The sequence below is a fragment of the Oceanobacillus manasiensis genome (genome assembly GCF_000724085.1).
In the GTDB taxonomy this organism is placed as follows: Bacteria; Bacillota; Bacilli; order Bacillales; family Amphibacillaceae; genus Oceanobacillus_B; species Oceanobacillus_B manasiensis.
Map to the genome: position 1 here is coordinate 117,020 of NZ_CCDL010000004.1, position 16,316 is coordinate 133,335.

Genomic DNA, 16,316 nt, shown 5'->3' on the forward strand with positions numbered 1-16,316 from the left:
TCATTCCCCCTTATAAAAGTTTGGTTTCCATGTTGTTTTTTCAAGTACACGGTCAAGTACAATTAACATAGCAGGTAGTACTAGGACTACCATAATAAATGCAAGCAATGCACCACGGCCCAGCAGTAATCCAATAGAGCCGACAATTTGATTGGAGGATGTCATCCACAATATAAAGCCTACACTTGATAAAATGGATGCAGATACCCCAATAGAGAATATCTTTTCATCAATGGTTTTCTTTACAGCTGGCAAGGCAAGCATTTCTTTCCGGTTTTCTTTGTATGCCTCCGTTAATAAAATAGCATAGTCAACCGTTGCTGCTAGTTGGACCGTACTAATGATTAAATACCCTACATATACCAACGAGACATCCGTAAAGTAAGGGATGGATAGGTTAATCCAAACGGCAGACTGAATGGTAACAAGTAGAATGACCGGAAACGTAATAGAACGGAAAGTGATAAGCAATACAATAGCGATCGCTACAACCGTTAAGACATTTACGACCGTATTATCATCCTCCACTACATTCTTCATGTCATATAGGGTGACACTTTCCCCTAATAAGTGATAATCCTCATTATAATATTGAGCGGTTTTATCTTTTAATTGTTCAATGAAGGCAAAGGTATTCTCTCCTTCATTGTCGATAGCAGAATTTATAATAATTCGACTATAGTTATCTGAAAAGAACTGTTCTGTTACGGATTCATCTAGATACTCAGCTGGTATTGCCGGACTAATTGCATCTACATAGGAAACCGTGCTCTTCACCTCTGAAAATCCTTTAATTTCTTGAACTAGTTCTTCTTCTTTAGCAATATCCCCTTTTGGAACTAACAGTACCATTGGCGTATGTTTATCATACACCTGCTCAATTGCTGCTGTATCACTGCCAGACCTAGTTGAATCAGGCTGTTCGCCCATCCCGTACATAAAGTCTGTTTCACTTTGTCCTAAGTAGGCAGGTACAATTAATAGCAGTAAAATAATTAGTGCTGGTATACGAAACTTAATTAAGGTTTTCCCAACATTACGAATGCTAGGCAAAAGCTGTTTGTGCTTCGTTTTATCAATCCAGTGATAGCACATCAAAGTTAATGCTGGTAAGAATACCATGACACTAATAAAGCTAAGTGCAATACCCTTCACCAGGTTTACACCTAAATCTGCTCCAATTTCGAAATCCATAAATGTCAGGGCAATAAAACCAAAAAAGGTAGTAGAAGCACTGGCCACAATTGCTGGAAAAGATCGCTTCATAGCCATCTGCATCGCTTCAGCAGGTGAATCTGTTCGCTTGCGATAATCTGCAAAACTATGCAATAAGAAAATAGCATAATCAAGCGATACGGCTAGCTGCAAAATCGGCGCCACCGATTGCGTTATAAAAGATATCTCTCCAAGAAAGATATTTGTACCTAGATTAATTAGTACAGAAATTCCTATAGCTGTTAGGAAAAGAACTGGTTCTGCCCAAGAATTGGTTGATAGAACCAAAATTAAAATAATAATCGGTATGAGCAATGCAGCTGCATACATCGATTCTTTACCTGTCATTTTCTGCGATGTTGCGGTGTCCAATGCTTCCCCAGACATCGCGTTATCCTCACCAATTAATTCATAAATGGCATCTGTTGTTTCAACTTCCTTGCCCTCTTCAATATGAAATGAGAACAAGGCATTTCCGTCTTTATAATAGGATTCTACAGTATCAGAGTCCGCCATTTCGATTGGGGTTTTTACATCAAGGGTATCATCCAGCCATGTTACTTCTGAAACACCCTCGACTGCTTCCAATTCTTCTTTAAAAGCTAGAGCTTCTTGTATGCTAACATCACGCATCATGACCCGTGTGTTTGCAACAGCCCCATCAAACTCCTCTTCCATGATATCCATTGCTGTTGTTGACGGCGTATCCTTTGGCAGATAATCCACCATATTATAGTTAACGGATACTGTAAATTGAGCTAAAACGCTCAGTAAAGCTACTATAATAAATGTAATAACAATTGACTTTTTTCGTTTAATAATCTGTGTTGTCCAGCCGATTGACGTCCACCCTCTCTTGCATCCTTAAATGAAATCTTATATATTATAATATACACCGTGTTGGATTAACAACAACCAGTATGTTAATTTACGTACAATATCCAACGTTAGGCCTCTAAGTGTTGGATAAAAATGTGAAGAAAGTGTGAATTTTTATGACCGAGAAATTGGACAGACGAAAAAAGTATACGAGAATGGTCTTAAGGGACAGCTTGATCGCATTATTGAAGTCTAAGCCTCTCTCAGCAATCACTGTGAAAGAGATATGTAATCACGCTGATATTAATCGCTCTACCTTTTATACACATTACAAGGACCACTACGATCTGCTAAATAAAATTGAAGAAGAGATTATAGCTGATATGGATATGTATTTAAGCGAGCATAATTTTTCTCAAAAAGAGAAGTCTTTACAGACCACAGAAAAATTGTTGGAATATATCGTGTCTAAGCATGATATATGCTACACCCTTCTCATTGAAAATAAAGACACGTCATTTGAGGAGCGGGTTATGGAGGTTGCAAGGGGATTCTTAATCGATAATTGGATGGATGATTATGAAGGGGATTCTGCTGATTCTACCTATATCAGTACATTTATCATTAGCGGAAGTATTCATGTCATCAAACACTGGCTTTCCAGCGATATGGACAAGACACCGCAGCAAATTGCAGAAATTATTAATACGATTGCTACAAGTGGTTTGGGGAGAGAGGACTGTTGAATCCTAGGCGCCAAAGTCTACTAAAATTCAGTTCATCTAGGGGATGAACGTCAATAAGCCGATAAACAGAAAAAAAGGACTCTAATTAAAGAGTCCTTTTAAAAAGCAATATTAGTTTTTAGTAACGTTAGTTGCTTGAGGTCCGCGTTGACCTTCTTCGATTTCAAATGAAACAGCTTGACCTTCGTCTAGTGTTTTGAAACCTTCTCCTTGAATAGCTGAGAAATGTACGAATACATCGTCTCCACCTTCAACTTCGATGAAACCGAAGCCTTTATCTGCGTTAAACCATTTTACTGTACCTTGTTGCATGTTTGTTTCCTCCTGCGTGGTATACCCACAATTTATTACTATTAATGCTCAATTTAGATAAAAGGTGAAGCGTGTCTTGCGATACTTTCCTCTCAGATCGAGACCGAACAAAAATAATTCTTCTTTAGAATAACAGATAGATTCGTGAATAGCAAGTTTTTTTGGATATTTTTATTTTAAAAGGAATTTAGCTAGTGGATCTGTTAAAAAACATACGTATTTAACCAATTTTTCAGTAAGCATACCATGCAGACGTGCATGACTGAATATCACTTGTTAAAAGGGATCCCAGCAATAATAATCTTTACCCTGATTACACATCCCTTTTATCAAATATTACTTGTACATATACTGTTTTTTTAATTGCAAATGGAATGCCTTTTAGCTGGTTTTATCACTAACTATTTTTGATCGGTCTGAACATTCTAGGGATAAAGTATGCAATTGTTGCAGCAAAAAAAGCAGGTATTAATGAAAGCAAAAAGGTTTCTTGTTCTCTTTTGATAACCGTTTCTTGAGGCAAAATAGCACTTATTTTCCAGGCTTCTTCTAAATTTGGAGTATATGCAAATGTTAGAAATAAACCAGTCAATAGCTGAAATAATATATAAAGAATTATAAAGCTAGTAGAAAATGAATACTCCCGCCACTTAATTTCCTAACGAAAATTTGAAGTGGGGGTTTCTTTCGTGTCGAACTTAGCGAACGATTAACGAAAGTGGAGTTGACACATTGATGGGCTGACTACCATCCAACCCCTCTATTCCATTTGCAAGTGCATTTGGAAATGCTTTTCTTAAAATATTGCAGGCTCCGTTTACATCTGCGTTTAGTAGTGTTCCGTTCGAAGAACGATACAAACCTCGCCTGATGCGTTTCCCCGAAAACACAGGTTTGTCCTTTGTTTTCTTTCCATATGTTGGGATAACATCGTTATCCAAGAAACTCGCTTTTGAGGTGTAGGACTCTTCGCGTATTTCAACTTTAATACCGTGTTCTGCAGCCTTATATTCGACCATATTTAATAACATTCCGTGCGGAATGCTGGTGAAGGATTGATTGTTCCTTTTGGACATATTTGTTTCCTGTTTCCATTGCTTGTTCAGTCCAATGACAATGGTTGATACATCCTCTCGGAGTGCAAGGTTAACGATATTACGGCTCGCCTTGTGGAACAAATCCTTTATTTTTCGTTGTCGTTTCTGGTACAGCCCTGTGAGGGCATTTGAAGAGAAAGAGCCCTCTTTCGCTCCCTTACCTTGGCGCAGGACGCCATATAAATGAGCTCTTTTTTTATTGTACAATTGATTAATGGATTTGATATTTTTGCCCTTTAACAAAACAGGTCGATGACCTGTGTTTGTAATAATGGTTGCTAAATTATCAATTCCCAAATCGATGGCCATGTACTTATTGTTGTCTGCTTTAGGTTCGTTCTTAGGCTGTGCTTCCTTTATCACTTCCACAACGTAATGGCCGTGTCGAGGGATAACTCGGACCTGTTTTAACTTACCTTCGGTAAGTCCTAACTTGCCAATATTCAAACGATCCTTGGTTTTAGGAAACTTTAAGAAACGTTGGTCTTTCACAACGCAATCTTGATTGCTAAAAACCACTTCTTTTTGCTTGGCCCGGGAGTAGTTTGGAATTCTTGGTCGGCCTTTGTATTTAGAAGGGTTCTTTTTATAGTCTTTCAAACTACTAAAAAACGACTTCCAGTTCTGAAAAACGTTCTTCATGACTGCTTGAGCCGATTGTGTTGGCAAAGAACGGTAATCATTTTGAACCATGGATTTGAACAAAGCATCCAAAAAATTGTAATCAACAAAAGGTTTTTCTTGAGTTGGACCTTCGAAAAGATTACATTTCAACTCTTTTCGTTTTTCTTTTGGTTTCGCTTTCTCTTTTTCTGCTTTTCGAAGATAAGCAGCTAGCTGCACATCATTCATTTTAGGTAAGTGTTCTTGGATATTTTCCAGCACTTCGTGTTGAAGAGGTTGAAGTTCTTTATCGCTTTTCAACGCTGTGTAAGCCTGACGAATATAAAAATTAGCCATGTTATACATATTCTTTGCATTAGAAGTGGCTTGTTCACAATAATTGAACATGCGATGACCTTTTTTAATTAAAATTTGATGTGTTTTGTACTGTTTTTCTGTTGTAGCCATAGCTCCCACTTCCCAATACGAATGTATGTTTGTAAGATAATATTACCAAAAACAAATTAAAAAGTCTTTGCTTTCGCCAGAAAATTAAAAAAGTCCATTCACCCCGCCACTTAGCAAGCCTGAAGTGGGGGGACTCTGGACGGATTTGATAGAATATATTTCTTCATTTTAACCCCTCTGTGCAATATTTGTCTTGTTATTTATACGGATAGAAGCAGCAATCGTTTCAGTATTTCTCCAAAACACGTCACATACCAACCTACTAAACCAACATTTCACGCGAGCAATAGGTAGTCTTCTGTTTTAAACGATATAAATAATAATTAGAATGAGGGATGTCCTCACCTCTCCTACATTATCCACCACTTATCCCTACCGCTATGAGTAATAGAATTCCAAAAGCCATCACAACACCGTTTCCCAGCAATCCAAGGATTAAAAAAGCAAGTAGTCGAGACTTTAACCATGAAAAGATAGCTAATAGAATACCGATCAATGCTAATGTAATAAAGATCACTGCATCTATGTGCATACTAGCATTTGGCCCTCTAAAAAGAAATAGAGTTATACTAATAAGCATGGTCAGCATGGAAGTGATCCCCATTATTATTCCTGTTTTTTCCTTGTTCGTCATCCTAACCTTCTCCTTACATTATTGACGTGAAGCTTCTTTATATGTGCCATTGCTATCTCTACTTTCGCCAAAAGGTCCTACAATCCACTTTATCCGCAATATTAAACTTTATTATTCTTTCTAGTAAAGAGAAATCGATCGGCTTTTCCCATGGAATACGTACGAGTTGTTTCGTATAATCATAACCTGCTTCTACAATGTCTTCAGAAAAATGGTTGATCCCTACCGCCTCTGGTGCAACAGCCAAGTGCTTTTTAGAAATACTGAACCCAATAATATACGTGCCGTGATCCGTAAACATAGGCTGATTCCAAGCAATTCTTGACTCTAAATTTGGGAATTTTTCCTTTACCCAGGCCAAAACCTCTTCCATTCTTCCTCGGTGTTGTGGGTTATCAATTTGCCCTACATATTCTTCTAAAGTTTCCAAAGAGTTCCCTCCAATTCGTTCGGATACACTTCTCAGAACTATTCTACGTTAAAAATGGGTTGAATCCTAGTCTGGATCCAACCCATTTTTTTAAAATTTACTTTGTCCATATTTTTTCATGAATATATGGTCTTCCCTAGCCAGCTTTTGCAACTTATTATCTTCTTTGCAATGAGCACTCTACACTAGCTGACTACTACTGATATCATTAATGTGAAGTAGATACACAAAACAAATAAACTACTAAAAAGAAGGGAAACAATGATTGGTGCTTTTTTGAAAAAGGACAATATCATTAATCCTATGAACAAGAAGGATAAAAAAAGGAAATATACGGTATTTGGCCCTCCAGCAAAATCAATAGTAGTCGCAGGATCAATTGGCTCATCATGAAATAGACGAAACAAAGGTGACACTGCTTCATTGGATAAATAATTGCCATGTGGTGGTGGTTGGATCGAGTAAAAGGCTGTTATGGCAAAAATCCCAAATAATATAAACCCTTCTAAACGTATCCACGGGATAGGATTAAAATTATAATTCTTTGATATTAAAAACTTCATCAGTAAACCATTAATCAACGCATAAAAAACAAGTGGTAGGAGAAACAAGTGTTTCAATAAGATTCCCTGTCCATACGAAACCACCCAGGAATCAACATAATTATCCACTATTAAATCCATCATTAACAAACCACTAATAGATGTCATGGCCAAACAGCCAAATGCAACGATTGAGAACCAATTTAAAAATTGAACCCAATTTTTATAGTTACGTGCTCCCCAGCCAACAACAAGCACTATGCCAACCCAAATACTCACAGCAGCTAAATGAGTGAAATCACTTATAATCCCTAGTATCGGATCTATCGTACCACTATGACTTGACCAAGCAAGGCTTAGGATCAACCCAAATGTCAGGATCAATCCTAAACACGAATAGAGCTTTTTATAAGGTGGCCAGATCATATAGATGAATAGTATTAGCACAACAGAAACTAAAAGGGTGGCAATCCAAGCGTTCCCAACGGTATACGTTGTTAATACTAGTTTGAAAGACTCGATTCCCCCTAAGCGTGGTGCAATATATAAAATAATATCTAGGACAGGGGCAAATGAAAAAATCGGAACCGTTATGGCACTAATTAGTAGATATTTCCTTGAAACCCTTAAATCCGGGCGGTACTTATTTGGCACCAAACAAAGAATAAAACTTCCTACTAAAATCGATAATGATAAGTATAAAAGTACCTTGCTAATTATAACGACCGTTTCCATTCCTTACTTCCTTTTTTTAATAAAGTACATAACACCGCCTGCCAAGATAATCACAAGAAGAACAACAATAAGGATTACCATAGACGAGGAACCTTCCTCTGTTTCGGTTTCCTGATCTTGTGTCGATTGTTCAGGCGATTCTACTATATCGTCATCTTCATTTGCATTTGTTGTTTCTTCCTCTTCAGCTTCTGCTGGTTCTTCGGTTTGTTCTTCAGCAGTTTCTTCCTCTGGAGCGTTCATCGTAAATGAAAAATCTCCATCTAGCGGGTGTCCGTCTGCACTAATGATATCCCAGTCTACTTGATACTCACCATTGGAAAGGGAATTAGCAATAGTAGCTGTTAATGTATTTTCTTCTATTACAATATCTTCTACTTCAATGGATTCCCCCTTGGCTGTTGTTACTTCTACCGTACTGCCTTCTTCAATGCTACCATCGAATGTGAGTACAATTTCTTGTAATGATTCCGTGACCACTTCTCCATCTTCTGGATTTGACCCTTCTATGTGTGAATGAGCAAACGCGCTATTTGTGATAGACGTTACAAATAAAAACAGTGCAACTGAAAAAAATATACGTTTCAAAAAAATTTCCTCCCTTAAGCTATGATGCTATACTTTTTTTGAAGCTCTTTTTAAGGCTACTCAAAAACATTATAAATAGAATGGAGCAATCACATAATACCCCGAAAGAGTGATTATTAATCCAAAACAGCGATAAGGGACGTATTATTGATAAAATATAGACATATTTTAATCCAGAAAGAGGCGCGGGAAGATGAAGTATAAACAGATTAAGTGGCTTATTTTAATTACGCCAACCATCACGATTGCCTTATGGGAGTACATTCGGCATGAGTTTCTCTTACCATATATCTCCATGGATATGGGAAATTACCTTTCCCCTATATTAGTCTTTGTTGTTACACTTGTATTTCTGCGTCATTTATTTTCCATATTAGAAAGAATACAAGAAGAGCTTAGAGTGGAAAAAACGGAAAAAGCGGCACTCGAGGAAAGAGAAAAACTAGCAAGAGAGCTCCATGATGGAATTGCTCAGTCACTGTTTTTACTGTCCGTTAAAACGAAGAAATTTATTAAAAAGAATCAGTTGGAGTATGACCCAGACCTGCAAAAGATTGAACAAACATTGCAGCACGTTCATGAAGATACCCGACAAGCTATTACAAATCTAAGATACATACCAACTAAAGAAGCCTTGAGTTGGAGAGAAACGGTCAATCAATTTATTTCAGAAATTAAAGAGCATCACATGATGGATGTTAACTTAGATTGGTCCATTCATGAGGATACGTTATCCCCTAAAGAAAAAGTAGAATTATTTGCCTGTATAAAAGAAGCGGTCATGAATGTTATAAAGCATGCGAAAACAAATCAGATATGGATTCATGCGAGAGAAACAGACCGTGGCTGGGTTTGCCAAGTTATCGATCAAGGAATTGGATTCACGGATCAAAGCCTAGAGTCTAATAAAGGTTATGGACTAGACATCCTTAAAAATAGAGCTCAAGATATGAATTGGGAATTTACTCTGAAGAGAATAGACAGTGAAACGATTATGACATTAAAGAAGGAGCAAATGTAAATGCAGCCTTTTCGAATACTTATTGCCGACGACCACTCACATGCAAGAGAAGGAATTCGCGAAATTTTAGAAGAATATAACGACTTTCTTATCGTAGGAGAAGCAAAGAATGGCGAGGAAGCGGTCCAACTTACAGAAGAACTAATGCCGGATATCATTCTCATGGACATTAACATGCCTGTAATGGATGGTCTTGAAGCAACGAAAAAAATTAAATTTCTATACCCATACGTAAAAATTGTTATCATTACGGTTTCCGATGATATTACGGATCTGTTTGATGCATTAAAGAAAGGGGCTCAAGGATATTTACTTAAAAACATTCAATCCGATACATGGCTAGAACATTTAAGGGCTTTTGCCTTAGATGAAGTACCTATGTCCAAAGAAATTGCCATGCAAGTCCTGAAAGAATTTCCACAAAATAAAACGACCAAAGAAAATATCCCTTTGTCTACACGAGAGATGGAAGTATTACAGTTAGTAGCAAAAGGGTTATCAAACAAAGAGATCTCAAAGACGCTGTTTATATCGGAGCATACTGTTAAAAGCCACCTGAAAAACATACTAAGTAAACTGCATTTAGATAATCGTGTTCAATTAACAAATTATGCTTTTAAGAAAGGTTTAATTGATTAGTATAAGAAACTAAAAAGGGACGGCTTTTCTAAGAGGTAAGGGAATATTAAGACTCAATAGATAACGATTGATATATAAATTGCTGACATAAAGTACTGCCCCCATTAAACATCCTGTTGAAAATTACGTCATTTTTCTATTTATCGATACAATTTTCACCCAAAGCTCTTATCCAAAAATAGAAGTAGATAACTACCTGCACACAGAAACATTGCAATTCGAATAATAATATAGGTGGAAAGTTAAGTTGAAGTTAATTTTCTTTCTCTCTTTACCTTTTTAAAATGTGAATATATTATATCGAGGAGATTTACTAAGGCAATTATTGCTATTGGAGCAGGACATGGAATCAATACACCAGGGAAAAGAACACCAGCTGGAGAAAGAGAATGGACTTTTAACAACAATGTATTTTCGGCTGCTATTCGTTACCTTGGAGGTTACGAGAATGCGAATGTAGTAAGGTTAGATGATCCTACTGGAAATACAGACGTTCCACTTTCTACTAGAACTAACAAGGCAAACAATGCGGATATTTTAGTATCTTACCACCACAATGCAAATACAGGGCAATGTGGATCGTGGACGGGTACAGACACGTACCATTATCCTGGTTCTTCATCTGGAAACGCACTAGCAAGAAAAATCCATCCTAGTATTGTTACAGCTATGGGACTACGTGATCGTGGGATTAAGTCGGCTAATTTTCATATGCTAAGAGGATCACGCATGCCAGCAATTTTAATTGAAGGTGACTTTATGGATTCTACCATTGATATTGATAAAATGCGAAACAACACAGTAATGGATCATACAGGAAAAGCGTTGGCTGATGCAATTGCTTCACACTTTGGTTTGAAAAAGAAAGATAGTGAAGGTTCCGGACAAGAATATGTGGAGATTGTAACAGACTTCCTTTGGAAGTATAATACCGCTAATTGGAATGATCGGGCTGTCATTATAAATAGAGGAGAAGTGTTTACCGTCAGTAGGGACAAGTTCCCGGTAGGCGGAGGCCATATGTACCAAATTAAGAGTGGTTTATATATTACAGCTAATTCTCAATATGTAAGATATTATACAAAATAAAAATTTAAGCCCTCACACTGTGGGGGCTTAAAAATCAACTAATACACGCATCATATTTGCCATTTCGTTCTTCATTGCTTGCCATTCTTCTGTTTCATTGATATGTTTAGCTATCGATTCTTTTCCGCCATTTAAATTTTTTTAAAAGCAGCCAGATATAAAATAGTCCAGTAATAAAAAATGCCAACCATAAATTCAAATATACTCCAAAAAGCTGAACTACAGTGCCAGAAACTACCCCAAGCATAAATACACATAACCCCAGCAATAATGTTAGAAAAGTATGTAAAGCCTCTTTATTTTTATTAAAAATAGCTAAATAAAGATTATTCATGAGATTCTTTGTATTGCCTGTCATTATCCCATTATTAATATTGGTCGATTTGATTTTACGAAATACTGTCAGCTCATATCCTGCCAATAATCCCAGTAGAAATCCAATTACAGAAGGACTGATATTTTGCTGAACGATAGCTATGACAAGCAGAAAAACCATCTGAAGAAAAAGATATATACGATATTTCTTCCAACCGTACTCTTTAAAGTGCTCTATAATCCCCTGTGCTATAAATGCTCCAACAGCAAAGCCAGCAAAAGAGGAAAAGTGGACAAGAGCTTCCATAAAATCACCTTCAAGCAGTTTTGCACCTAAAACTACCATATTTCCCGTTTGAGCGCTGGCAAATAAACCATCTTGAGTAATAAAAGTATAAGCATCAATAAATCCCATTAAAAAGGTAGAAAAAATTGTTAAGACAGTCAGGATTTTATTTTGATTGATTTCATCCCCCAATTGTATAACCTCCTCTTACGATAACTGAATAGATTAATTGATTTTTATTTTTGATCTATGTCTTCTATTTGACGGCTTTCTTCATCAACTTGGTAACTACCTCCGCCAAAATGCCAGCCTATACCTTCAATAGACTTAAAAAAATCGTCTAAAAGCTCGTTATGCCCAAGATTTCCATCAAGTGAATAAATAACACCATCTATTTTTACACCAGTTTGTTTCAATTTTCTTCACTCCCTTTAATTTTACATGACTTCTTTTTATTTAAACAACTTCCTAATCGTTTTACCAGCCGCATGACCTGTCATACGTCTTCCAATCCGTTTACCGACTTATAGCCGTACGTCTCTAGCGTGACATAGGTTATTGTAACATTCTCCATCCCAAATCATCCTTTCATGTAAATAACAGTACACTTGTTCTTGTTTATGTGATAGGTTTATATTATAATCAGAACAAAAATTCGTAAATAGGTAGTTTTTGGGGAGATAATTATGATTGGGTTTTTAATAAGTACGATGGAAGGAAAAGAAAATCATGATTTATAGGGACGAGAATAACAATGTAACGTAGCGTATCATTCGTGTGGTATGTATAGATGATGAAAAGATGCTAGCTTACTGCTACTATCGCAAACAGGTGCGATTTTTCAGGTTAGACAACATTCTTTCAGTTGGTCCGATTAAATAAAGGATAGGTGCTTAATTTGAGTGTAAATATAAGAAACTAAAAAGGGACGGCTTTTCAAAGAGTCGAGAGACTTTTAAAACTCTATTGATAACGAGTGATATAAAAATATTCTCATACAATAGTATTGCCCCCTTCAAAAGATCCTATTGAAAGATACGTCCTTTGTTTTTCTATTTATCCTACATCTTTAACCAAAATTTTTATCCAAGAACAAGAGAAGATAGCTGCCTGCACAGAGAACCATTGCAATTCGCGTTATAATATAAGTGAACAGTTCCGATGCAGTTAATTTTCTTTCTCTCTTTACCTTTTTAAAATGTCTATAATAATAAAATGAGCATAAGAGTAGTATTATAGCCGATAATTGAAATACGTTTTCCAATATACTTACCAAAATATCACCTCAGATTGATAATGTTTTTATACTTTAGTTTTGTAATTCTCTAAGGAAGAAAAAGAGAAGGAAACTTAGTTTTTATAAGTTTCCGCCCACATTGAACTATTACGTTAATCATCTCCTCAACTTCCCAGCGACATGGCACCATCAACAACTAATCCTTGTTATGAAAACTACAGGGTCCTTAAATCTGGTATAGAGGCCCTCCTATAGATTTTGTATTTTAGACTCTTAATAAACCACGAAAACCTCTGGATCCGTAATAGGAATCCGCTCCATTATGGTATAGAAAGACATGTCCAAAACGTCGATCACAAAAAAGAGCTCCGCCAAGTTCTCTAATATCAGAAGGAGTCGCCACCCAAGTCGACGTTTTCTTATCAAATTCTTCAAGTTCCTGTAATGCTCTATACTGTTCTTCCGTTAACATCTCAATGCCCATATCAGTTGCCATATCTATTGCGCTATTGGCTGGCTTATGCTTTTTCCTTGCTTCTAATGCTTTCCGATCATAGCACACGCTTCTGCGACCCTTAGGACTTTCCTTTGCACAATCATAAAAGGTATATTCATTCTTTTCTTCATCATAACCCACAACATCTGGCTCACCTTCTGTTTCTTCCATTTCATTCAACGACCAAAGTTTTTCAGGATTCGCATCAAGCTTTGTTTGTACCTTATCCCATTCTAAATTCTCATGACGGTGCATGTTTTTTTCAAAGCGTGCTTTCAATGTATTTAATAATGTTTCACGCTGTTCTTGCGTTAACTCTTTTGCCATATTTGCTGCCTCCTTAAAATGTTTAACTGTTCTCTACCATGTTCTTTAGAAATTCTATTTTCTTAAGGTCTTTATTATTATTCTGATCTGCACGGTAACTATCCAGAGATGAAGCCCCATAAACAGCTAAGTATTGTCTTGGATTTAGTAGAAAATAATTCGCACCATCCTTCTGATGCATCTTTAAATCCTCTAAAGGCACCCCTGCAAACTCTGGTAATGTGTCCATAATACCAAATTCCACTGACAGCTGCCCATTTGAGAATTCATGCTCATGTAAGTCAACTAAGGTGTAGTCTATTGAACTCATAATCTCAGCAATTCTTGTCCAATTATGTATAGATAGTTCAGGCGGAACCTCCCATCCTCTTTCATCTCCTGGTACATGGATATCTAAGTCCTGGGCGTCCCAGTCTGCACTTGTTACAACTTCTAATCCAACAGAGCCCATTAACAGTGGAATAATTTCCATTTCATTTAATTTTTTTGTGATGCGAATAAATTCGGCAAATTTATCCATTATGTCCTGGTCCTCCAGTGTTTTTAACTTAATATTACCACAAGAGTATCCTCCATGGTTTTACAATTACAGAAAAGGCAGACCAAATAGATAGCCTACCTTTTAAAATTAAATTAGAGGTGATGAGCAATAACTACTCTTTTGCCTAAGAAGATTTCGTTACTTCCTTTGCAAAATTATCACGGGCCCACTCTCCCTCTTTCTTGAACAACGCATATACATAGTCACGACTAGTTGGAGGTTCATTTAACCAGTCTAATAGTGTCTGAATAATAGGCTCCTTATCTGGGAAGTATTGGAGGAAAACTTGAGCTTGTTGTGGAAGTCTAGTAGTCCAGATTTGAGAACGAACCATTACCATCGAATAATATGTCCGGATTAGTTTTCGTGCGAATCCTTGTGAAGTTATGTTAAAGTCTTGGTTCGATGGTACTTCTAATTTATTTAACGCCCGTTTTAAGGAATCACCAATATCCCCATTGAAGGAGATGGGTATTTCGGCTGTAAGCTTATATGGTCCAAAATGATCTCCTACATCCTCCCCATAAACGCAAACACTTATTTCCTTAAGAAAGGCATTTTCAAAGTAACTTGAAGGATCCATCGTATAGTCATAATCAGCAATAGCGATGCCCACATCACGAACCAGATCTTGATACTTCTGAGAAAGAACTTCTGTAAGTTTCTTTAACTCAACCAACTCATCAGAGTTTAACTTTTTAACAAACATAGCAATAAGATCCAAATCTGACTCTTTTAGAATTGCTTCCCCCCTGGCTACACTGCCGTAAACATAGACACTGTGTAACTGTTGAGGAAACATTGTTTTAAGGCGCTCAACTGATTCTTGGATGGATGGCATATAAACGTTATCAATCTTGTCTGAACTCACATCACTTATAATAAAACCATTACCATCTAAACCATACCCAGTTATAAGAGTCTCCATTTAAAGGCTCTCCCCCTTACACAAGATAAAACCCTTTTATACCTTCATATAACTTTCGTTTTTTAAGATCTTATTCATCGGAATGCCTATTTGATGTATGTATTTACGGAATTCTATGTACCTATCTTTTCACTTCGATGTGATATATCTCCTTCAAGTTTGATGTCTATTTTTCCATCCGTAATCTCAATCACTGTTAAACTCGTATCATGGATGAATGGTGGATTCCAAAGATCCTTAATAGATAACCCTTTACAATATGCCAAAAGCGACTTAATGAAGACTGAATGCGTAACCACCAAAATGTTCCCCTCTTCATGCTTGGAAGAGATTTCCTTCAAAAAATCTAATACTCTTTCCTGAAGTTCATAGAAGCTTTCCCCTGTAGTGGTAGTGTATAAATGTGGTGTATTCCAAAATGCCTGATATTCTTCAGGGAATCTCTCATTGAGGTAGTCATGCGTTTGGCCTTCCCACTAACCAAGACTTATTTCTCGAAGTCTTTCATTTTCTACAATAGATAGTGCCTTATTGCCCTTGATTAAATCCGCAGTATGTAATGTTCGTTTACTAGGACTCGCATAAATCGCATCAAATGCTACGTCTTTTAACCTGTTACCTAATGATAAAGCATTATTTATCCCTTTTTCAGTTAGATCAGAGTCTTTCCAACCTTGTAGCTTCTTTTGTGTATTCCAGACCGTTTCTCCATGTCTTGTTACAAATAGTCGAATCAAAAATTCGTCCCCCTTTTGCTAAAAAATTCTACCATTATAAGTTATATGGAAGCATATTTCTTATTATCCGTATCTGACCCCTATGATTGATCTCATCCTCAAAGGTATGAAACCATACAAAATAATTGTTAGAAGAAACACTGTCCCAGTTCGCCTCTTCATATAACCAGGCATCACTTCTTGTTTGAAGCTCTTTTAGTGTCCTAGTGCGTACAACATCCAGCTTGTCGAGATAGAATTCTAATGGGTTACCTTTAATCTGCTCTCTGCCTAATTCACCAAGTTCATAAGCAGCTCCCCATTCTTCTGTCTCTCGCTCATTTGGCTTTCTATTTTCAAAGAACTCAACTTGAAATCCAAATTCAACTGCAGCCATATGCAGTAATAAAGCACCAATTGAATTGCCATTCTGATGTGGCAAAAAATCCAACTGCTCAACAGTTAATCCTACAACCGCTTCTAACGTTGTATACCTAGCATAATTCATCATAGATACCAGATGTCCTATTTG

Annotated in this window: 17 protein-coding genes and 1 pseudogene; 4 read left to right on the forward strand and 14 right to left on the reverse strand. The window is 36.7% G+C overall.

What is annotated here, in order from left to right; genetic code table 11:
* Positions 1-1,944 (reverse strand): efflux RND transporter permease subunit, encoded by a 1,944-nt coding sequence (locus BN985_RS17275; RefSeq protein WP_042225127.1) that lies wholly within the window; start codon positions 1,942-1,944, stop codon positions 1-3.
* A 266-nt stretch (positions 1,945-2,210) separates the two neighbouring features.
* On the opposite strand from BN985_RS17275, the gene BN985_RS17280 reads away from it, so the two are divergent.
* Positions 2,211-2,780, forward strand: coding sequence for a TetR/AcrR family transcriptional regulator (locus BN985_RS17280; RefSeq protein WP_042225128.1), 570 nt, complete (start codon positions 2,211-2,213; stop codon positions 2,778-2,780).
* A gap of 111 nt (positions 2,781-2,891) precedes the next feature.
* Here BN985_RS17280 and BN985_RS17285 read toward each other — a convergent pair whose 3' ends face one another.
* The 6 genes from BN985_RS17285 to BN985_RS17315 all read right to left on the reverse strand — a co-directional run bounded on the left by BN985_RS17285 (position 2,892) and on the right by BN985_RS17315 (position 8,189).
* On the reverse strand, positions 2,892-3,092 hold the full coding sequence (locus tag BN985_RS17285) for a cold-shock protein (protein WP_042225130.1): 201 nt from the start codon (positions 3,090-3,092) through the stop codon (positions 2,892-2,894).
* Between the two features lie 698 nt (positions 3,093-3,790).
* Entirely contained in the window at positions 3,791-5,260 is a 1,470-nt protein-coding gene (locus tag BN985_RS17295; protein ID WP_042225132.1) for an RNA-guided endonuclease InsQ/TnpB family protein, read from the reverse strand.
* Positions 5,261-5,615: 355 nt separating this feature from the next.
* Positions 5,616-5,894: a hypothetical protein gene (locus tag BN985_RS17300; protein WP_042225133.1), complete on the reverse strand. Its 279-nt coding sequence runs from the start codon at positions 5,892-5,894 to the stop codon at positions 5,616-5,618.
* 58 nt (positions 5,895-5,952) lie between these two features.
* Positions 5,953-6,324, reverse strand: coding sequence for an iron chaperone (locus BN985_RS17305; RefSeq protein ID WP_042225134.1), 372 nt, complete (start codon positions 6,322-6,324; stop codon positions 5,953-5,955).
* Positions 6,325-6,509: 185 nt separating this feature from the next.
* A complete protein-coding gene (locus tag BN985_RS17310) occupies positions 6,510-7,601 on the reverse strand; it encodes a copper resistance D family protein (protein WP_042225137.1) in 1,092 nt (363 codons plus the stop codon).
* A gap of 3 nt (positions 7,602-7,604) precedes the next feature.
* Positions 7,605-8,189 (reverse strand): copper resistance CopC family protein, encoded by a 585-nt coding sequence (locus BN985_RS17315; RefSeq protein WP_042225140.1) that lies wholly within the window; start codon positions 8,187-8,189, stop codon positions 7,605-7,607.
* A 193-nt stretch (positions 8,190-8,382) separates the two neighbouring features.
* Here BN985_RS17315 and BN985_RS17320 point away from each other — a divergent pair, with 193 nt between their 5' ends.
* From BN985_RS17320 to BN985_RS17330, 3 genes are all read left to right on the forward strand, one after another.
* The gene (locus BN985_RS17320; RefSeq protein WP_042225141.1) at positions 8,383-9,210 is read left to right on the forward strand and encodes a sensor histidine kinase; all 828 of its coding nucleotides are present in this window, start codon (positions 8,383-8,385) and stop codon (positions 9,208-9,210) included.
* Positions 9,211-9,849, forward strand: coding sequence for a response regulator (locus BN985_RS17325; protein ID WP_042225143.1), 639 nt, complete (start codon positions 9,211-9,213; stop codon positions 9,847-9,849).
* 348 nt (positions 9,850-10,197) lie between these two features.
* Positions 10,198-10,938 carry an N-acetylmuramoyl-L-alanine amidase gene (locus tag BN985_RS17330; RefSeq protein WP_232225616.1) on the forward strand — a complete coding sequence of 247 codons (741 nt, stop codon included), beginning with the start codon at positions 10,198-10,200 and terminating at the stop codon, positions 10,936-10,938.
* 106 nt (positions 10,939-11,044) lie between these two features.
* Here the strand turns inward: BN985_RS17330 and BN985_RS17335 are convergent, their stop codons facing one another.
* The 7 genes and pseudogenes from BN985_RS17335 to BN985_RS17370 all read right to left on the reverse strand — a co-directional run bounded on the left by BN985_RS17335 (position 11,045) and on the right by BN985_RS17370 (position 16,295).
* Positions 11,045-11,731, reverse strand: a complete 687-nt coding sequence (locus tag BN985_RS17335; RefSeq protein WP_052360735.1) for a YoaK family protein — start codon at positions 11,729-11,731, stop codon at positions 11,045-11,047.
* Between the two features lie 44 nt (positions 11,732-11,775).
* Positions 11,776-11,955: a hypothetical protein gene (locus BN985_RS17340; RefSeq protein ID WP_042225146.1), complete on the reverse strand. Its 180-nt coding sequence runs from the start codon at positions 11,953-11,955 to the stop codon at positions 11,776-11,778.
* A gap of 1,086 nt (positions 11,956-13,041) precedes the next feature.
* A complete protein-coding gene (locus tag BN985_RS17350; RefSeq protein WP_042225148.1) occupies positions 13,042-13,599 on the reverse strand; it encodes a DUF4256 domain-containing protein in 558 nt (185 codons plus the stop codon).
* A gap of 22 nt (positions 13,600-13,621) precedes the next feature.
* Positions 13,622-14,119 (reverse strand): phosphoribosylanthranilate isomerase, encoded by a 498-nt coding sequence (locus BN985_RS17355; protein WP_198030032.1) that lies wholly within the window; start codon positions 14,117-14,119, stop codon positions 13,622-13,624.
* Between the two features lie 145 nt (positions 14,120-14,264).
* Positions 14,265-15,068, reverse strand: coding sequence for a nucleotidyltransferase domain-containing protein (locus BN985_RS17360; RefSeq protein ID WP_042225151.1), 804 nt, complete (start codon positions 15,066-15,068; stop codon positions 14,265-14,267).
* Between the two features lie 113 nt (positions 15,069-15,181).
* Positions 15,182-15,805: pseudogene (locus tag BN985_RS19415) on the reverse strand (histidine phosphatase family protein).
* 34 nt (positions 15,806-15,839) lie between these two features.
* A complete protein-coding gene (locus BN985_RS17370; RefSeq protein WP_232225617.1) occupies positions 15,840-16,295 on the reverse strand; it encodes a DinB family protein in 456 nt (151 codons plus the stop codon).
* Between the last annotated feature and the right edge of the window lie 21 nt (positions 16,296-16,316).